Consider the following 18,984-nt stretch of genomic DNA (forward strand, 5'->3'; position numbering starts at 1 on the left):
AAGCAACCTATTTAGACAATAATTTTACGATCCAAAGTATAATATATAAACCGATACCAAAACCAAATAACAATACGCTAACTACAAAAGCTATTCTTATATGAGACGCTTTCCAACCCAATTTTGTTGCTAGCCAATCTGAAACACCTAAAATCATATCCAATAAGTTTAAAATGAAATCCTAAGATAAGAATATATACCTTATCAAAGCATCGTCAATACACTTTTAAATGGTTCCTAAAATCAATTTATCATAATTGCATTCACATCTAGAACCTAAAACCACCCTTAACACATCCAAAAATTCAACTTTATTACCTAAAACTTTATACTACATCGTTTTAGTAAAAAATATAGTGGCAATCTGATTTTTGTCAGGTTTTTTAAAGTACCCGGAATCTAACTTTGTTATGTAATTAATGCAGAACTACAAACAGTTAAGTTAGAACCTATGGAAAAATTAAGAAAAGACATTGTTCAGTCTATCAACTTAAAGTTGGCAGCTATTGGGCAACCTACCTTTAAAGATGAAAAAGGTAGCAAAGACATGTTTAGTGACCCTAAGTTTGATGAGTTAACTACCGGATTAATAATGAGCATAAAAGAGAAGTCCAGACTTCTCGCCGATCACCTGTCTCCTGCAGATGCAAGAATTCAAAATTTTATTGATAGGTATTTAGAAGAAGTACCTTTTAATAAACCTTGCAAATTGCCAAATGACACGCTTATTCTGTCTAAAAAAGGGCAAGCAAGAGAGGCTAGTTTACCAGCAAATGGTGATTCTTTTGTGAGTGATTTGGTTACCTCAAAACGCTTAAAGCAAGGTATTTTAAATAATCCTTTGCATGATAAAAGAACTACTAAAGGTACGTTCCATATTGTTGAAGGACCACTACCGGTACCTTTAGACAAAAAAGAAGTACCAAAAATTGTATTAGCGCACTTTATAAACGCAGCATTTAACGCACCAGAAGACCTAAAAGTATTACCATTTACGTCTTTACAAGAAGACAAAGCTAAGGTAATGGTGTCTATGATGTTAAGACCAACGGTGTCTCCAGAGGTAAAAGGTATCATGAAGAAAAAATCTTTAGAAGTAAGATTCTTTGCTCCTGGTAACTTGGTAAGTAACTTAGATTTTGTTGAAAATATTTTTGGCAATGCTGGAGATCCACATTTAGCACATAACGATGCTGCTTTAGATCCAGAGCACTGGACTGGACATACAGGATGTATTATCCTTGCACCGCACTTAAAAGAATTAAAGAAAAAAGATGTTGGACTACCACATTATGACGATGCCACAGAGCGTCAACGTAAAGATGGTATGTGCTATAAAGATGAAAACGAGCTTTATAATGATGGTGGTGCATTTAAAATCACTGCCAGAGATGAAAGTGGTGTTGTAGTTACGCTTATTGCAGACAACTATTATGGTTACTCTAAAAAAGAGATTAAAACACAAATTAGTTACTCTGCTAACTTATTTGGTTTAGTTGAAGAAGAGCATGCCGGTGGTGCTATTGCTTACGCAAGACGTATTATGGGTAGTACCGTAAATGGTAAAGATTATGCAGATAGTTACGGGTTAACACACAACTTTGAAACTGTAAAAACTCTGTTAGCTGATAGAATTGAGGTTAAACCAGAGAACTATGCAGTAGATAAAAAGTACCCTAATATTATTTATGTTCCAGAAACGGCATATTTTAATATTAATACGAATGATATTACTTGGGAATATAATGGCAAAGAGCAAAAATTATTGTTGTCGCCGTTTAAAACTTACGTGCACCCAACTGGTAACAAATTACGTTTAGAAAAACACCCGTCTATTAATTTATGGCGCATGGTAGAAACGTATCCAGAGGGTATCTTCTGTCATAAACCTTGTACAGTGTCTGGTGGTGGTAAATCAGAGATTTCTAAATCTATGCAAAATGCCATTACATACAGCAGTTTCAACATTCATGATATTGAAGAAGATTTCAAAAAAGCAGATGAAATTATTGAATTTGACTACTCTACAAGATGGAAAGTAAAAGACCCTAACAGACCAAAATCTAGATCATTCTTAAGTGAAGATAGAACTTTAGGTTCAGTAGTTAAGTTATTAACGCCATCTGAGGAAAACTCAGATGAATTCAATGCTTGGTTAGAGACTATTCCTGTGCATGTACGTTCTTTAGTGCTATTTGTAAAACGTTTGTTTAGACAAGCACATGGTGCGGACATAAACTGGAAAGACATGATGTCTGTTGAAATTATTAACGGTGTACAAGGTACTAAGTTAATTTACGACAATAACCCAGTAGTTGGTAGTTATGTACGTATTGGTTTTAACCAGCAAGGTAACTGGATGCTTAATAAATTACGTTCAGATTTCTCGGCAAGTGAAAAGATTCAGACAGAAGATGATATTTCGGCTTCTATTACACTTCCTAGAAATCAGTTCAAAGATTTAAATCCAGAATATAAAAATGAAAGTGTAAAAGTTTTAATTAACTGTGAAGCGCATCTTTTCCAAAGACCAGATGAGGCTATTGTAAGAGGTTATGATAAAGGTGCTGAGTTAGATATTATTTCAGATGGTAGATTCTTAACTAACTATGAAATGTTAACTAAGAAAGATGCTATTGCTATCTATGAAGACACTATTAATTATGACAAGTATACACAACCTGTTAAAGATTTCATTTTAGAAATAGTTAATAGTGAGGAGGAAGATATTCAGTTTGTATTACCGTCACACCCAAGAATTATTGGCGATGGTCTACCAACTAAAAACCCACGTTACTTAGAGCCAAATAGATTCTATAATGAAACAGAGGCTTCTTATATCTCAGACATGGGTGTACGCTTGCATAGAAAAGTTAAACCTGAAGATCCAGTAATTCACGTTGTAAATGCTGTATTGCCAGGTAGAAGAAATAACCCGGTAGATAGAGAAAATGGTATTAGACCTTTAGCGGTTTATAACCCTATTCACTATCAAGAAACTCCGGAGTTGTTTATGGATTTTGTTTGTAGTTTAACAGGTAAGTCTCCTTCTACAACCGGAGCGGGTTCTGAAGGAGCACTTACTAAAGCACCGTTTAACATGCTTACACCTACAACAGACTTAAACAACGCTTTATTATCGCATATCTTAACAGAGTCTAATGGATTTAGTACTGCTGCCGGTTATGTTGGTGCAGAAAACAAAATTGATCATGATGTGAGTTTATTAATCCCAGAAATTTGGGCGAGAATGACTCCAAATGATAGAGATCCTAAAAACTTAATTGCTAATGGCTCTTTAGAAAAACTTGAAGATTTTGAATACGAAGGCAAAAAGATACTTGCTAGTAGATTAGGATACAGAATTACCAGAAAATTCGATTTACTATGCTTAAATAGAATTTTTGATGAGCCTACTGCTGTATTTAGCGAACGTATGCTAAAACCAGAACTTCAAGGACTAGAAGATTATGTTGATGGTATAAACAACATTGTTGAAGCACAAGAAAAAGTAGCACTTAACTACTTTGCTGATGGCAGTGTAGAATCGGCTATTCCTCCATTAAAAGTACTGTTACACATTATGGCTTACGGTCATTACGAAGGTAAGGACATTAGTGATCCAGAATTACGTAAACTATTTGATAGAGACTATGTATTAAATAGCGATTGGTATAAAGAACGCTTAGCGCTTAAACAGCAAAAAGACCTAAAATACTACCAATCTCAAATAGATTACCTAGAGGCATTCATTGCAGAACCAAATAACAGCATTTTAGTATCTGAATTAGATATTGAAGCTAAATTAGAAGCTGTTAAAGCATTATATAAAACTGCTGAGACTGAGGAGTATCTAGATAGTTTAGTAGGAACTATAGGTTCAGATCCGCTGTTTAAAAAAGACTTAAACGTTGATAAAACAGCAAAAAACGAAGCACACTTAAATAGTTTGGTATAAACTACAGATTCTCAGAATCACTGTTCAAAAGATAGTTTGATTATTTTTAGTTATTCAGGGTAGTGCCTGATTTGTTTGCACAAAGAAATCTTAATTTTTTTAATTGAGGTTTCTTTGTTGCTTTTAGGGTATCGTATATATTTGCAAAAATTTTTTTCTTGCATAAATCGGCAGCACTTTTTTTTGTGGCTTTATACGTAGTAGCCATGTTAAGACCCATTCAACCTTGTATTGAATACATGCTTAATCAAGACTATATTGCCGAGTTTTTATGTATTAACAAAAACGAACCTGAACTTCAGTGTAAAGGCAAGTGCCATTTGGCAAAACAAATAGAAAAGCAACAAGAAGAACCTCAACATGCTTTATCAGTTTCCATGGAAAACTACCCTATAGGTTTTGTTTCTATTCTAAATTTAAAAAAACCTACTAATTTCATCGTTTTTAATAGTCCCCTCTATTCATATCGTTCATTGTATAATTTCCAATTTTCCGGACAAAGTTTTCAACCTCCAGAGTTAGTGTAGTAATACATAACAACTTTTTTAATGTCTTCGGAATCTTCTCCGCTAGAGATTAGTGATTACTACTTAAAACTATAACAATAAAATTCACAATGAAACATTTATTTATAGCACTGCTTTGCCTTGCAACAACCTTAACTTTTGCTCAAGAAGAAAAACACGATAGCCATCACTGGACATCAGGAAGACCAGATGGACACGCTCCAATTTCAGTAATGGGAGATCACGTTCACCACAAAGGCGAATTCATGTTCTCTTACCGTTATATGACTATGGATATGCGCCAATTAAGACAAGGTACAGACGATGTTACCAACGCCTCAGCCCATGCTAATTATATGGTAGCTCCTCAAGATATGGTCATGAATATGCATATGTTAGGAGCTATGTATGCACCTAGCGATAAAATTACATTAATGGTAATGGCTAATTACTTAGAAAACGACATGACTTTACAAATGCGTAATGGCATGAACTTTAATACAAGTTCAAGCGGTTTGGGTGATGTTATGGTAAGTGCCCTCTATAGCATCTTTAACAAAAACAATAAAGCCATGCATGCGCAAGTTGGTTTTAATATTCCAACAGGCAGTATAGAAGAAAAAGACGTAACACCAATGTCTATGGGTATGCAAATGCAATTACCCTACCCAATGCAATTGGGTACAGGCTCTTTTGGGGCTAAATTAGGTTTAACTTATTTAGGGCAATGTAATACATTTTCTTGGGGTCATCAGTTAACTGGAATGATAAACGTTAATGATAACGACCAAGATTACAAGTTTGGCAACCAATATAGATTTAACAACTGGATAGCTGCAAAAGCTGGAGATAACTTGAGTATTTCAGTAAGGCTTGAAGGTGTTTTAATAGATGAAATTGATGGTAATAGTGATTTACTAAACCCAATGATGGTAACTACAGCAGACACTAAAAACTCTGGTGCTACGTTTATCAATTCAGGTTTTGGTTTAAATTACATTATTAATGGTGGTGCTTTTATAGGCCTGCGTTTTGCTACCGAAATTAGCACACCTTTATACCAAGATCTAGAAGGTATTCAATTGAAACAAAATTATAATTTGATGTTCGGATTGCAATATGCTTTTCATTAGGATTTAATTAAAAAAAGCATCCTCGGTGCACAGCATCGAGGGTTCCGTTCATTGATCTCTACATTAAGTAAGATTTAAATATTAAAAGCATTTCTTTTCTTGAAGTGCTTTTTTTATAAATTTTAGTTTTTCATTTCAAAACTCTATTTTAGGCGCATACATTAAAAAAATGTCTCTAGAAACATTAAAACAACATATAAAAAAGAACATTGACATCTCTTCTTCGGATCTAGAGACCATAACCCGCTACTTTAAACCAAAATCTATTAAAAAAAGGGATTTCCTGCTTAATCAAGGAAGCATATACAAATACGAAGGCTTTGTTTTAGATGGTTGCTTTAGAGTATTTACTATTGATAAAAAAGGAAACGAAAACACTTTGTATTTTGCGGCAAAAGATTGGTGGCTTATGGATATTGATAGCTTTATGAATCAAACACCATCAAGTTTAAATATTCAAGCTTTAGAAGATAGTGAAGTTCTTCTTATAGACCGCGCGGATAAAATGATGCTTTATGAGTCGTTTCCAATAGTTGAAAAGCTATTTAGAATTATGTCGCAAAAAGCCTTAGTTGCTTGGCAAAGACGCTTAATTAGAAACCACTGTGAAACTGCCAAAGAGCGTTACCATCATTTTTCTACTACCTATCCCAATATAGCTTCAAAACTTACAGATAAACAAATAGCCAGTTATCTTGGCATTACACATGAATTTTTGAGTAAAATTAAAAAACAAGCTTAACGCCTTCACATTAACATAGATTCCGAAATAAGTTCAGCATAAGAAATTGCATGTAATTTTAATGAATTGAACAAGTTCAACTATTTTCTCATAACGGTTTATAATTTTTGTATTAATCAAACTATAAACACAATTATGAACTTTCTTAAACATTTAAAAACTGGTGTATTAGTAGCAGCCTTAATCTTATTATCTAATGCTACCTATGCCCAAATCACTTACGATTTAACACATGACCAAGCCTTCAAAGCCCTCTTAGCGGCCAAAGAAAAAGCCGAGGCAGACAATGTTCTTGTTAATATTGCAGTGGTAGATGCTGGAGCAAACCTTAAAGCATTTATTAGAATGGATGAATCTTACCTTGGTAGTATTGATGTAGCCATTAAAAAAGCAAAAACAGCACGTTATTTTAATGTAGATACAGGAAAACTAGGTGAATGGACACAACCAGGAGGTATTATTTATAATATTGAGCTTACCAATAATGGCTTAGTATCTTTCCCTGGAGGTCTTCCTATTAAAAATAAAGATGGCAAAATTATTGGAGCTATTGGCGTAAGTGGAGGTACCATAGAACAAGATAGAGAAATTGCAACTGTGGGAGCAAAAGCAATTATAGAATAATAAACTAAATTTACGAAAGACTTAAATTATTTAAGAACATGAAAAAAGCAATTTTCTTCTTAGCATTATTAGTATCTCAAATTTCCTTAGCGCAAGTTTCAGATGACCTAATGCTGTACAGACAAGATTTTAAAAATATAGCTGGTCAAAATACCGTTTCTGTAACTAGTTACGAAAAAGATGGCAAACACCTTGTATTTGTAGGTGGTGCTGGAGATGTAGATGTATTCAGTTTAAATAAAAAAGGGGCACTTACACCAATTAGCAGCCATGAATTATACAAAAAGAAAGGCCCTGCTAGAGGTATGGTTGCAGACAATATTGGTGGTACCGATTTTCTATTTGTTGCTAATAAATTTGGTAACGTTGTTGAAACGTTCAAGATATTAGACAGTGGTTCTTTGGAACGTGCCGCTATGGTAGAAGATACTGAAGATATGCATTTAGCAGTTGGTATTACATTACAGGTTGTTCATATGAAAAAGGCATCTTATTTATTTGTAGGTGGACTTGAAAGAACAACTCCAGGACTAACTTGCTTTAAAATTAATAACGACGGAAGCCTAACTCATGTACAGTCCATGAAGGACAATGACGAATTACACACCGATGGTATTATTGGGATGTACACAGTTAAAATTAAAGGAAAAACCTATTTATACACTAGCGGTTTCCAAGATAGTGGCGTAAGTAGTTTTAGAGTTTACGAAAATGGAAAGTTCAAGAATGTTAATAACATTCATGATAACACTACAGATAGATATTTAAATGGAGCTTACCCAGTAACTGGAGTTACTCTTGGTGAAAATAATTATGTAGTTGTGGGACACAGACATCATCAATATTATGGCTATGCTCCTAAATTCATTAAAAACAAAGATTTCGTATATCATGGTGATGGTGTAAGTGTCTTTAAACTAAATAACAGAGGTGCTCTTGTACCACATTTTGTCTTAAAAGATGATGAAACCAATAAACTTAAGGGACAAACTAGAATTGAATTAGTTTCTAGCAATGGAAAAGAGGCAGTATTCGCTGTTGGAACAAGAGATGATGCCGCTATTCAACTTTGTAAGTTAAATGAAGATGGTATTTTAAGTCCAATTAATTATTTGGAAACTGGATTTTCAATTTACTACGGCTTAAGATCACATAAAATTGGTGATGATAATTTCCTAATAGCAGGATCTAATAGATTTGACTTTGGTAAAGCAGTATCTTATAAGATTGCTCCTAAAATTGATAGAAAAAACAAGGTTATCAAACACATTGTACATCTAAAGTATAAAGATGAAGCAACTGCAGAACAAGTTAATGAAGCGGTTCAAGCTTTTGTGGACCTTCAAAATAAAATCCCTTCAATAGCAGCTTTTGAATGGGGAGAAAACGACAGTACTGAAGGCCATGACAAAGGGCTTACACATTCTTTTGTTCTTACATTTAAGGATGAAAATGCCAGAGAACAATATTTATTTCATGAAGCACACCTTGGCTTAATTAATAAATATGCGCAGTTCTTTGCTGATGCTGTAGTTATGGATTATTGGACTGAAGAATAAAATAGTTCAACCATAAAAATCACAAATTTTTATTTAATCAATAGGTTATAGATATCAAGAATTAGTTTAGAATCTTGATATCTGTAGCCTATAGAAAATCATTTAGCAAGTAAAATGAAGACGTTGATTTTACTCAGCTTTATTTTTGCCTCGTTTTCCCTAATTGGGCAAGAAAATGAAGAAGATAAAGTTAAACTAAGTTTAGCCGAAGGTGTAGATCCTTTTTTACACTACGCATCAATAGCCGCATCAAATATTTCTGGAGGACTGGAACAAGAAACTAGTTACTCCGGACAATTATATACGGGAATTAAACTTAATTTTGAAAAGCTATTGGGCTGGAAAGGAACACGTGGAAAAATTTCAATGATTAATCGCCACGGTAAAGGCTTATCTAATGAAGTGGGTTCTGTATTTGAGCCGCTAAATCTAGTTGGTGGGCAAAGTACCTTTTTATACGATTTAAACTTAGAACACGATTTTGGAGATAAATTCTCATGGAAGCTGGGCCGCACTACTACGGTTGATGATTTTTCGGTTTCCAAATGGTACTTTTATTCTTTAAACAATACCATTAATGGTGTAATAAGAGCCTTGCTACTAGATGGCAGAACAACAACATTTCCATTTGCAACATGGGGTACAAGATTCAAGTTTAAACCAAACGCTAAACATCAATTTCAATTAGGCGTATACCAATTAAGCGAAACTGTTTTTGATGAAACCTTACATGGTTTAGACTTTGCTTTTAGGGACTCAGATGACGTCTCCGTATTTTTTCAATACGATTGGTTTGGTAAAATTGCTGATTGTAAAACAAGAGTATATGCGGGTGCTAACCAAGTATTTGGTAGTTTCTCCAATTTAGATCCTAATAAGTTATCGGAGTATTTTTTAAGGCTTTATGGTCATATTGACGTAGATTTCACAGAAGATTTAAACACTTTCCTTACCTTGGCGTATTCACCTCACGGTGCAGTAGCTAAACTACCTTTTCAAAGTAGTTTTGGCCTCAATTGGAAAGGATTGGTTAACACCAGACCAGAAGACAGAATACTGTTTTTTGCCACAGTAGGCACATTTAGTGAAGAGTGGACAGCATTACAAGACTTTGATGAATTGTCACCAGAGGTGGTATTAGAAATGGGATATCGTTTTCAAATTACAGATTATTTTGTGTTACAACCTGCAGTGCAATACGACATCTGTCCGGGAGGCTCGGGAACTGTTGACAATGCTCTAATTCCAGGCATTTGGATTGAAGCCAGTTTTTAGCACATTTATAAAATAAAAGAACATAGTTAAAACATAAAAATATGAGTACGTTAAACAATAAAAAGGCCATTATTACAGGTGGTAGTAGAGGCCTTGGAAAAGCTACAGCCGTTGCATTTGCAAAAGAAGGTATTGATGTTGCTATTACTGGTAGAAATGAAGCTGTTTTAAAAACTACCGTTGAAGAATTAAAAGCTCTAGGTGTTAATGCCACATATGCTGTATTTGATGTTGGTAATTATGATGAAGTAAAATCTGGAATAAAACAGCTAATAGAGACTTTAGGTGGTATAGACATATTGGTTAATAATGCGGGGATCTGCTATGTTGGATCTTTTAATGAGATGCCCGTTGAACAATGGAGCGCAATGATACAGACTAATGTTATGGGCATGTATTACGTTACCAAAGAAGTGTTACCTCATTTAATTCAACAAAACGAAGGCGATATAATTAATATATCTTCTACAGCTGGTTTAAATGGCAACCCAAATATATCGGGGTATTGTGCCTCTAAATTTGCGGTTATAGGCCTATCGGAATCTCTAATGAAAGAAGTTAGAAAACATAACATCAGAGTAAACACCCTAACGCCTAGCACCATAGAAACAGATATGACTTTAGAATTAGGCATGATGGAAAAAGGATCAGAGCATATACTACAACCAGAAGATTTTGCAGAACTAATAGTTTCTGGCTTAAAATTACCAAGAAGAGCCATGTTAAAGTCAGCAGCTTTATGGACCACAAATCCGTAATATAAATTTTTAAGTTTAATTTTTTAAAGTGCTTTTAACGAAGCACTTTTTTATTACACCTTAGTTTACTGAATAAAGCCGTATCTTTAAAAGAAAAATGAAATTGAAATCTATCATTCTAGGTATAGGTTTAATTTTAGTATTCTATGTAGCCTGTTCCTCTTCTGAAACTCAAGAACAAGAAAAACAGGAAGAATCTATTGAGCAACCGCAAGAAGAAGAAGAAGAAGAAGAAGAAGAAGAAGAAAACAATGAGAACGCTAATGGTCTTTTAAAAATCCTCTCCTTAGGTGACAGTTATACCATAGGCGAAAGTGTATGTACAACATGCAGATTTCCCGAACAACTTAAAGACAGCATTATTAAAAGAACAGGAAATGGAAACATTAACCTAAAAGTTATTGCTACTACCGGCTGGACCACTACCAACCTTAAAAACGCCATCCTTAATGAGGAACTCGAAAATGATTACGACCTTGCCACCCTACTTATTGGTGTGAACAATCAATTTCAGGGCAAACCCTTTAGTCTGTTCGAAATTGAATTTCCGCAGTTGGTAAATTTAGCCATTAGTTCTGCTAAAGGCGAACAAAAGCGCCTTATTGTAATTTCTATTCCAGATTATGCCTACACCCCTTTTGGTAATGGCAGTAGTTCTATATCTGATGGTATAGATCGTTATAATGATTACATAGAAAATTACTGTAATGAGAATGGTATAACCTATGTTTTTATCACTGATATAACCAGAGAAGGTTTGCAAAAACCAGAGTTAGTAGCGAATGATGGATTGCATCCATCTGAAGTAGCTTATACCGAATTTGTTAAAAGAATTCTACCCGAAGCGCTAGATAAAATTGGCTTCAATTCAAATTAATATTGTCTATATTTAGCCTAAAGTAATTCTGCAAAATGTTTTCATCTAAAAAACGGCTAGACTACGCTTATAAAAATGCCAAAACTATTGCGTTTAATGACGCTAGTAAGTTTATTTTATTTAGTGATTGCCATCGTGGAGATAATAGTTTTGCCGACGACTTCGCCAATAACCGTAACATTTATTTCCACGCCTTAAAGCACTATTACAATGAAGGCTTTCAATATTGCGAACTTGGGGATGGTGATGAACTTTGGGAGAATATTTCCTTTAAATCTATCCTAAATGCCCATAAAAATGTGTTTTTACTAATGAAACAATTTCATGAGGAAAACAAATTACATATGATTTGGGGCAATCATGATATGGTGTATCGAAATCCTAATTATGTAAAAAAACATTTATCCACGTATTTTGATCCTAAAGTCGGTACAGAAGTAAAACTCTTTGGAGATATAACCTATAACGAAGCACTTATTTTAAAACATTCTGAAACAAACCAAGAGTTGTTTTTAACCCATGGTCATCAGGCAGATTGGTGGAACTTCTTATTTTGGAAATGGAGTAGATTCTTAGTTAGAATTCTTTGGAAACCCTTAAATGTAATGGGCATTGCAGACCCCACAAGTCCAGCAAAAAACTACAAAGAATTAATAAAAGTAGAAAGACGCGCTAAAAAATGGATTGCAGATCATAACAATCTACTTACCATTTTCGGACATACCCACAGACCACGTTTTCCAGAACCTGGAGACATTGCTTTTTTTAACGATGGTAGCTGTGTACATCCTAGAAGTATAACAGGACTGGAAATTGAAAACGGAGCCATTTCTTTGATTAAATGGCATATTGCAACCAAAGATGATGGTACGCTACAAATTGTTAGAACTTTGTTGGAAGGCCCTGTAAAGTTGATTGATTACAGGACTTAATTTATGAAGAAAAGGATGTTAAACCTAATTAAAGGAATTAGCTTAGTAGTACTAAGTTTTATTGCTGGTTTCAGTATTGCATTTTTCTTTGAGTCATTTCTTCGTGGAACAATTCAAGACATTTTTAGATTATCAACTTCAAATAAAATTCATTTTTATGGAAAGAATATGTTTATTTTTTCAGATAGATTATTTAAATATTTCTTAGGTTTAAGTATCCTAATTTTTATTTATGCTAACCTCAGAAAAAATTTCAAAAACATTATAACAAACACTCTTATTTGCCTATTTATTTTTGGAATAGCCATATTCTTAATTTCAGCTATTGACGCAAATATAAAAGTTCTTGAATGTACAAATTGTAAAGATGGAATTAGAGGTTTACACTGGACGGATATAAATTATGACTTTATTATTGGAGCAAGTGCCATAATTTCAACTATACCCTATTTAGTTAGAATTACAAAACATCTTAAAAAAGATTATTAATGCTTCAAAAAAGATACCAAGGCTTTTTAGCTACACCATGTTTATGGTATAAGAATTCAGTTTTTGATTTAAACCAATTTGAGATAACATCATCTTCATCAAAAATTAATTTTCAAATTGATGAGAGTCTTAGGTTAGGTAAGTATGTAGAACGTTTTGTATCTTTTGAATTGGCACAACATCCTAATATTTCAGTTCTAGCGGAAAACATTCAAATTCTAAAAGACAAAATCACTTTAGGCGAACTAGATTGTCTATTGCTCAAAGACGACCAACCTATTCACCTAGAAATTATTTATAAGTTTTATTTGTACGATGCCTCTGTTGGTAATACTGAAATAGAACACTTTATAGGTCCAAATCGAAAGGATGCGTTAATTGAAAAGTTAAACAAACTTAAAGACAAACAATTGCCTTTACTGCATTCTAAAACTTGTAAACCGTATTTAGACCGTCTTAACTTAAGAGCCGAAAATATTTTGCAAGAGGTATACTTTAAAGCCCAATTATTTTTACCGTACCACAACCAAGACATTCAGCTACAAGAGTTAAATAATGATTGTGTAATTGGATATTATATTACGCGTATTGATTTAGCTGATTTTGAAGATTGTAAGTTTTATATCCCAACCAAAAAAGACTGGTTAATACAGCCACACCCCAATGTAGACTGGCTAAACTTCAATAGTTTTAAAACCATTGCAACAACCTACTTTGAATCGCAATTTTCGACATTATGTTGGGTGAAGTTCAAAAATGGAGCATTAAAAAAAATGTTCTTAGTATGGTGGTAGCTAAGAACATTTATAGTTATAGTTGGTAAAAGTTGATTTTTATTCCTTTGGAAGTCTTTCATCAATCATTTTTAATGGCATACCTTCCATTAAATCAAATATATCAAGAATACTTCTAAATGTATCTTCTTCTTCAGCTTGTTCTGTTACAAACCATTGTAAAAAGACCTCACTAATAAAATCATCTGCTTTTCTTGCTGCTTTAAATGCCTTAAAAATAGATTCAGTAACAGCAATCTCTTGGTCTAAAGACGCTTCATATATAGCTCTGAGACTCTCAAAATCATTATTTACATCGCTTACATTAGGCGATACTGCAGCACCACCGTTATCATTAACAAATGTAAATATTTTCATGGCGTGTTCACGCTCTTCTTCAGCTTGCTTGTAAAAAAAGCTTTTTGCATTTAAAAGCTCACGTTGATCGCACCAAGATGCCATGGCTAAATAAGAAGCAGATGCCTTCATTTCCATAGCTATTTGGTTATTTAGTAAATCCATCACATCTGGATGAATAGACATTTGTTTTCTTACTATTGTATTCATACCTTTTTTGTTTTAATCAAAGTTACAACAAAAAGAAGGCGATTTTAAAAGCCAATAAAATTTAAAAAAAGTCTAAATAAACATAAAACTTAGACCAAAACAGGGTTAAAATCAAGGAAAAACAATTCAATTTCTTCCTTTAACTTTAGCAATTGAGGAATATCAAGAAAAATTAGATGTTGTTTATCTGCTACAAAAAGAAGCACGAAATTATCCGTATTTATAATGCGGTTAAGCGTTTCAAACGTTGTTAACTCATTAATCTTACGTCTAAGTGCTAACATTTGAGGAAAGCTTAAATCAATGTCCTTATTTGGCGTTTTTAAAACGTATTTACAAAAGGTTGTTTGCTTTATCTCGTAACAATATGTAGTATCGGCATCTAAATTCACGCAGCAAATATACCTTTTATTTAGAATAAATAAAAATAAAAAACACCCTAATTAAGACAAGGTTTTGAAACGGGTAAGAAAGTGATGGCCTTCTATTAACTCTCAGGAGCTAATTCTACTTCAAGCCCCTCCATTTCAGGAGTTATTTGAATTTGGCACCCTAAGCGAGAGTTGTCCTGAACATCAAAAGCTTCCGAAAGCATAGCTTCTTCATCATCGCCCATAGGAGGTAATTCATTATCGCTTTTTACATAACACTGGCAAGAAGCACACATAGCCATACCGCCGCATACTCCAATGGTACCTTCTGGAGCTAGTTCATAAGAACGAACTACTTCCATTAAATTCATAGCCATATCTGTAGGTGCCACAATATCGTGTGTTACACCATCTCTATCTGTTATTTTAATATTTACGTCTTGCATGATAATAAATTGTTTACTGCCAAAGGCATATCATATTTCGTGCCGCAAATTTAAGTTAAGAAAACGTAATAATTAAATCTTTTCTCTACTAATTTGATAGGAATTAAGAAAAATGAAGATTTTTTAAAATTAGTCGAAATATAAAAGCCCTTTTTTAGTAAAAAGGGCTCTTTATTATAGCTTTTATAGATTTTTAAGCATCTATATTAATTACCTCTTCTATTTGAGGTGCGTGTTTTTTTATGGTCATTTCAACTCCCGACTTTAATGTCATTTGGTTTACACTGCAACCAACACAAGCGCCTTGAAGTTGCACCTTTACAAGTTTATCGTCTTCAATTGAAAGTAATGAGATATCACCACCGTCACTTTGTAAAAACGGACGAATTTCATCTAAAGCCAATAATACTTTTTCTTTTATTTCTTCTGAAGTCATACTCATTATTTTTTAACTGCCGAACAACCAGCCATTGTTGTTATTTTAATTGCTTCTGTTGGAGGTAAAGTGTCATTTCTTCTCACTACTTCTTGTACCACATTTTGAGTTAATTTCTCAAAAGACTGTTCTAAAGGAGTAGCGGTTTGTAATGCCGCTGGACGTCCAACATCTCCTGCTTCTCTTATACTTTGCACTAAAGGTAACTCTCCTAAAAACGGTACCTTTAAGTCTTCGGCTAGGTTCTTAGCGCCTTCTTTTCCAAAGATATAGTATTTATTTTCAGGTAATTCCTCTGGCGTAAAGTACGCCATATTTTCAATAATTCCTAAAACAGGCACTTGAATACTATCCTGTTGAAACATTGCCACACCTTTTTTAGCATCTGCTAAGGCTATATTTTGAGGTGTACTTACCACCACCGCTCCTGTAATTGGTAAGGACTGCATAATACTTAAATGTATATCTCCAGTCCCTGGAGGTAAATCTAATAATAAGAAATCCAATTCACCCCAGTGCGCATCAAAAATCATTTGATTCAATGCTTTAGCAGCCATTGGCCCTCTCCAAACTACCGCCTGATTTGGTTGCGTAAAAAATCCAATAGACAGCACTTTAACACCGTAATTCTCTATCGGTTTCATCTTAGATTTTCCTTCAATATTAACAGCTAGAGGCTTTTCATTAGGAACATCAAACATAATGGGTATAGAAGGACCGTAAATATCGGCATCTAAAACACCAACATTAAATCCCATTTTAGCTAAAGTAACTGCTAAATTTGCTGTTACCGTAGACTTACCAACACCTCCTTTACCCGATGCTACTGCTACTATATTTTTGATACCTGGAATAGGTTTCCCTTTTATAACATTAGCTTTTGGTGTTTCTGGAGCATCTACCTTTACATTCACCTTAATTTTGGCCTTTGCATATACTTTCTCATGAATAATTTTTAAAATATCCACTTCGGTACGTTTTTTAGCCTGTAAACTAGGGTTCTTAATAGTAATATCTACAATTACCTCATCACCAAAAGTCACCACATTTTTTACGGCACCACTTTCAACCATATTTTGTCCTTCTCCCGGTACTGTAATATGCTCTAAAGCCTTTAATATATCTTGCTTGTTAAGCTTCATAACTCTTAAATTAATTGCATCTACAAAGATAATTAATAAACCCCGAAGTAAGAAGGCACAAGCTAGAACTTTTACCTATTGCACTATATATATTATTTACTACAAAAATTGGTATGATTTATGTGTAAAAACACACAACTTAATATCTTTTGTATGCTGCAAAAACTCTTCATTATAGTAGTCTGTTTTATGTCTTATACAGGCTTTAGTCAAAGTAAAATTAGAAAGGCTGAAGAAAGTCTAAAAAAAGAAAACAACACTACTAAGGTCTCTACCCAAAGTGGTGGCCGTGTAAGTAACGATGATGATAGTTTGGGCGAAGCTATTGTTAAAGAAACGTTTGGAGGGTTAGCTGTAGCTATTTTTTACTATACCGCTTATGGTATTTTAGTAGAAATGCCTTTTGAAAAAACCACCCCAAGTAGTCGTGCTATATTAAATAAACACCCCTATTTTAATACGGAAAACGGAAACTATAGTTACGAATGGAATGATAATTCTGCAGTAGGTAGAGCAACACTTTCGTCCAGATATATCTTTGAAAATTCTATTCTAGACGGACATCATCTTAACCTAGGCCTTCGTTTTTACAATAAATTGGCTCTTAAACTCGATTATCTTCAACTTTGGGAAAACAACCCCAATTTTGGGCATGACGAATTAGCCATTTATACAGCTTTACTAAAATATCACAGAGTTAGAACAAAAAAATTAGATGTATGGTGGGGTGTTGGAGCTTCCTATGCAGATGGTGCTGTTGATGATTTTGGATTTACATTTGGATTAGGTGCCGAAGCTTTTTTCGCAAAACCTATAAGTTTAGAATCTAACTTTAATCACACCTCTGTTAACGGAAACTCCATTACGAAATTTAATGCTTTGATAAATTATTATCTAAAACAGTTTAAAATTTCTGGTGGCTATGAACGATTAAAAATTGGTAGTCAAAAGTTTTCAATGCCATCTCTTGGATTAGGTGTATCTTTTTAGATGATATTTGTAAATTTTTCAAAAATTAGGAAATAATTACATATTTCGTATATTTGATGATATTTGTAAATTTTTCAAAAATTAGGAAATATTAGCGAATTATGATTGAGAAAGCTCCTAAATATGAATCTGATAGAGATGTAATTTTAAGAACAGGTTTTTTAAATATGGTAAAACATATGAATAAAGATGTTTTTAATAAAATTGAACGTGATTATTTATACTGGGATAAAATCAAACATTTAAAATACACTAATTTAACTTCAGAAGAAGCTTGGGAAGTAACAAAACTATCAAGACAAGTAAATTCAAGGAGTGCCAGTATAAAATCAACATGGTTGAACTACAATATTAATTCACACCTTAGTCAAAAAATACATTACCTAGATACTAACTTTGGAGCAGGATTACAAAAAGAGAAGTTACTATCAGATTTAGACAAACAAAGCTACCTTAACAATGCTTTAATGGAAGAATCTATTTTTTCTTCAATGATTGAAGGTGCTACTACTACAAGAGTTAAGGCTAAGGATATGCTTAGAAAAAGTAAAAAGCCTAAAAACAAAAGTGAACAAATGATATTGAATAATTATAAAACAATTCAATACATAAGTGAACACCAAGACAATGATATTTCTATTGATAAACTTTATGAGATACACCGATTGGTAACAGAAAACACACTGGACGATGACAATGTAGGTGTTTTTAGAAATAACAACGAGGTACATGTAATTAATGAACTCACAGGAGAGATAGTTCATACACCACCTAATTATGAAGAAATCAATGATTTAATGGTTTCCTTTTGCGAGTTTTTTAACAATAACCCTAAGGAAGACTTTATTCACCCAATAGTTAAAGGTAGTATTCTACATTTCTTGATAGGTTACATTCACCCTTTTGTAGATGGTAACGGACGTACTGCAAGAGCCATTTTTTACTGGTATTTACTTAAAAATGGATACTGGCTCACAGAATATCTATCTATTTCAAGAATTATTATGAAAACTAAAGTTCAATATGAAAAGGCATATATCTATTCTGAAATAGATGATATGGATATCACCTATTTTATACATTATCAAGTTAAAGTTTTAATGCGTGCCTTTGAGGAACTAAAAACATATGTAGCCAAGAAAAAGAAAGCGGAAACAAATCTGTCTAAATATTTAAAATTACAAGGCATAAACGAAAGACAAGCTATTATTCTACAAAAAATAGAAGAAGATAATAACAGGTTTTTCACCGTGAAAGAAATAGAAAACACATTTGGTATAACAAACCAAACGGCAAGAATAGATATTGAAGAATTAGTTGAAAAAAAGTTTCTTAAAAAAGTAGCTATCAACAAAAAAACCTTTAATTACTGGAAAGGAGATAAATTTGATGAGATTCTCAAATAA

At 33.3% G+C, this 18,984-nt stretch carries 20 protein-coding genes; 14 read left to right on the forward strand and 6 right to left on the reverse strand.

From position 1 onward, the window contains the following. Nucleotides 1-7: 7 nt before the first annotated feature. Complete coding sequence (locus tag FUA24_RS26145; RefSeq protein ID WP_148545319.1) at nt 8-157, reverse strand: PspC domain-containing protein; 150 nt, start codon at nt 155-157, stop codon at nt 8-10. A 294-nt stretch (nt 158-451) separates the two neighbouring features. Here FUA24_RS26145 and FUA24_RS22255 point away from each other — a divergent pair, with 294 nt between their 5' ends. The 12 genes from FUA24_RS22255 to FUA24_RS22310 all read left to right on the forward strand — a co-directional run bounded on the left by FUA24_RS22255 (nt 452) and on the right by FUA24_RS22310 (nt 13,647). Then, nucleotides 452-3,958, forward strand: coding sequence for a hypothetical protein (locus FUA24_RS22255; protein WP_148545320.1), 3,507 nt, complete (start codon nt 452-454; stop codon nt 3,956-3,958). Nucleotides 3,959-4,116: 158 nt separating this feature from the next. After that, the gene (locus tag FUA24_RS22260) at nt 4,117-4,485 is read left to right on the forward strand and encodes a hypothetical protein (RefSeq protein ID WP_148545322.1); all 369 of its coding nucleotides are present in this window, start codon (nt 4,117-4,119) and stop codon (nt 4,483-4,485) included. A gap of 89 nt (nt 4,486-4,574) precedes the next feature. Then, complete coding sequence (locus FUA24_RS22265; RefSeq protein WP_148545324.1) at nt 4,575-5,597, forward strand: transporter; 1,023 nt, start codon at nt 4,575-4,577, stop codon at nt 5,595-5,597. 169 nt (nt 5,598-5,766) lie between these two features. After that, nucleotides 5,767-6,339 (forward strand): Crp/Fnr family transcriptional regulator, encoded by a 573-nt coding sequence (locus FUA24_RS22270; protein WP_148545326.1) that lies wholly within the window; start codon nt 5,767-5,769, stop codon nt 6,337-6,339. A 135-nt stretch (nt 6,340-6,474) separates the two neighbouring features. Further along, entirely contained in the window at nt 6,475-6,963 is a 489-nt protein-coding gene (locus FUA24_RS22275) for a GlcG/HbpS family heme-binding protein (protein ID WP_148545328.1), read from the forward strand. A gap of 38 nt (nt 6,964-7,001) precedes the next feature. Next, the gene (locus tag FUA24_RS22280; protein WP_222861380.1) at nt 7,002-8,522 is read left to right on the forward strand and encodes a Dabb family protein; all 1,521 of its coding nucleotides are present in this window, start codon (nt 7,002-7,004) and stop codon (nt 8,520-8,522) included. Nucleotides 8,523-8,636: 114 nt separating this feature from the next. Continuing rightward, nucleotides 8,637-9,797 (forward strand): carbohydrate porin, encoded by a 1,161-nt coding sequence (locus FUA24_RS22285; protein ID WP_148545330.1) that lies wholly within the window; start codon nt 8,637-8,639, stop codon nt 9,795-9,797. Between the two features lie 41 nt (nt 9,798-9,838). Then, nucleotides 9,839-10,555 (forward strand): 3-ketoacyl-ACP reductase, encoded by a 717-nt coding sequence (locus tag FUA24_RS22290; RefSeq protein ID WP_148545331.1) that lies wholly within the window; start codon nt 9,839-9,841, stop codon nt 10,553-10,555. Nucleotides 10,556-10,652: 97 nt separating this feature from the next. Next, nucleotides 10,653-11,432, forward strand: a complete 780-nt coding sequence (locus tag FUA24_RS22295) for an SGNH/GDSL hydrolase family protein (protein WP_148545333.1) — start codon at nt 10,653-10,655, stop codon at nt 11,430-11,432. 35 nt (nt 11,433-11,467) lie between these two features. Next, nucleotides 11,468-12,364, forward strand: a complete 897-nt coding sequence (locus FUA24_RS22300; protein ID WP_148545336.1) for a metallophosphoesterase family protein — start codon at nt 11,468-11,470, stop codon at nt 12,362-12,364. A 3-nt stretch (nt 12,365-12,367) separates the two neighbouring features. Beyond that, nucleotides 12,368-12,853 carry a hypothetical protein gene (locus tag FUA24_RS22305; RefSeq protein ID WP_148545338.1) on the forward strand — a complete coding sequence of 162 codons (486 nt, stop codon included), beginning with the start codon at nt 12,368-12,370 and terminating at the stop codon, nt 12,851-12,853. Further along, entirely contained in the window at nt 12,853-13,647 is a 795-nt protein-coding gene (locus FUA24_RS22310) for a DUF1853 family protein (RefSeq protein WP_148545339.1), read from the forward strand. The genes FUA24_RS22305 and FUA24_RS22310 overlap by 1 nt, the downstream gene beginning before the upstream one ends. Nucleotides 13,648-13,686: 39 nt before the next feature. Here FUA24_RS22310 and FUA24_RS22315 read toward each other — a convergent pair whose 3' ends face one another. From FUA24_RS22315 to FUA24_RS22335, 5 genes are all read right to left on the reverse strand, one after another. Further along, complete coding sequence (locus tag FUA24_RS22315; protein ID WP_148545341.1) at nt 13,687-14,193, reverse strand: ferritin; 507 nt, start codon at nt 14,191-14,193, stop codon at nt 13,687-13,689. Nucleotides 14,194-14,282: 89 nt separating this feature from the next. Beyond that, nucleotides 14,283-14,585 (reverse strand): hypothetical protein, encoded by a 303-nt coding sequence (locus tag FUA24_RS22320; RefSeq protein ID WP_148545343.1) that lies wholly within the window; start codon nt 14,583-14,585, stop codon nt 14,283-14,285. A gap of 95 nt (nt 14,586-14,680) precedes the next feature. Further along, a complete protein-coding gene (locus FUA24_RS22325) occupies nt 14,681-15,010 on the reverse strand; it encodes a 2Fe-2S iron-sulfur cluster-binding family protein (protein WP_148545345.1) in 330 nt (109 codons plus the stop codon). 193 nt (nt 15,011-15,203) lie between these two features. After that, nucleotides 15,204-15,446, reverse strand: coding sequence for a NifU family protein (locus FUA24_RS22330; protein WP_148545347.1), 243 nt, complete (start codon nt 15,444-15,446; stop codon nt 15,204-15,206). 5 nt (nt 15,447-15,451) lie between these two features. Continuing rightward, a complete protein-coding gene (locus tag FUA24_RS22335; protein ID WP_148545349.1) occupies nt 15,452-16,588 on the reverse strand; it encodes an Mrp/NBP35 family ATP-binding protein in 1,137 nt (378 codons plus the stop codon). A 153-nt stretch (nt 16,589-16,741) separates the two neighbouring features. Here FUA24_RS22335 and FUA24_RS22340 point away from each other — a divergent pair, with 153 nt between their 5' ends. After that, nucleotides 16,742-17,578 (forward strand): hypothetical protein, encoded by an 837-nt coding sequence (locus tag FUA24_RS22340; protein ID WP_148545351.1) that lies wholly within the window; start codon nt 16,742-16,744, stop codon nt 17,576-17,578. A 101-nt stretch (nt 17,579-17,679) separates the two neighbouring features. Further along, nucleotides 17,680-18,984 carry a Fic family protein gene (locus FUA24_RS22345; protein WP_148545353.1) on the forward strand — a complete coding sequence of 435 codons (1,305 nt, stop codon included), beginning with the start codon at nt 17,680-17,682 and terminating at the stop codon, nt 18,982-18,984.

This window comes from Seonamhaeicola marinus, assembly GCF_008085455.1.

Coding starts and splice junctions, on each gene's coding strand:
- FUA24_RS26145 (WP_148545319.1), bottom strand. CDS start 157: ATGATTTTAGGTGTTTCAGATTGGCTAGCAACAAAATTGGGTTGGAAA.
- FUA24_RS22255 (WP_148545320.1), top strand. CDS start 452: ATGGAAAAATTAAGAAAAGACATTGTTCAGTCTATCAACTTAAAGTTG.
- FUA24_RS22265 (WP_148545324.1), top strand. CDS start 4,575: ATGAAACATTTATTTATAGCACTGCTTTGCCTTGCAACAACCTTAACT.
- FUA24_RS22270 (WP_148545326.1), top strand. CDS start 5,767: ATGTCTCTAGAAACATTAAAACAACATATAAAAAAGAACATTGACATC.
- FUA24_RS22275 (WP_148545328.1), top strand. CDS start 6,475: ATGAACTTTCTTAAACATTTAAAAACTGGTGTATTAGTAGCAGCCTTA.
- FUA24_RS22280 (WP_222861380.1), top strand. CDS start 7,002: ATGAAAAAAGCAATTTTCTTCTTAGCATTATTAGTATCTCAAATTTCC.
- FUA24_RS22285 (WP_148545330.1), top strand. CDS start 8,637: ATGAAGACGTTGATTTTACTCAGCTTTATTTTTGCCTCGTTTTCCCTA.
- FUA24_RS22290 (WP_148545331.1), top strand. CDS start 9,839: ATGAGTACGTTAAACAATAAAAAGGCCATTATTACAGGTGGTAGTAGA.
- FUA24_RS22295 (WP_148545333.1), top strand. CDS start 10,653: ATGAAATTGAAATCTATCATTCTAGGTATAGGTTTAATTTTAGTATTC.
- FUA24_RS22300 (WP_148545336.1), top strand. CDS start 11,468: ATGTTTTCATCTAAAAAACGGCTAGACTACGCTTATAAAAATGCCAAA.
- FUA24_RS22305 (WP_148545338.1), top strand. CDS start 12,368: ATGAAGAAAAGGATGTTAAACCTAATTAAAGGAATTAGCTTAGTAGTA.
- FUA24_RS22310 (WP_148545339.1), top strand. CDS start 12,853: ATGCTTCAAAAAAGATACCAAGGCTTTTTAGCTACACCATGTTTATGG.
- FUA24_RS22315 (WP_148545341.1), bottom strand. CDS start 14,193: ATGAATACAATAGTAAGAAAACAAATGTCTATTCATCCAGATGTGATG.
- FUA24_RS22325 (WP_148545345.1), bottom strand. CDS start 15,010: ATGCAAGACGTAAATATTAAAATAACAGATAGAGATGGTGTAACACAC.
- FUA24_RS22330 (WP_148545347.1), bottom strand. CDS start 15,446: ATGACTTCAGAAGAAATAAAAGAAAAAGTATTATTGGCTTTAGATGAA.
- FUA24_RS22335 (WP_148545349.1), bottom strand. CDS start 16,588: ATGAAGCTTAACAAGCAAGATATATTAAAGGCTTTAGAGCATATTACA.
- FUA24_RS22340 (WP_148545351.1), top strand. CDS start 16,742: ATGCTGCAAAAACTCTTCATTATAGTAGTCTGTTTTATGTCTTATACA.
- FUA24_RS22345 (WP_148545353.1), top strand. CDS start 17,680: ATGATTGAGAAAGCTCCTAAATATGAATCTGATAGAGATGTAATTTTA.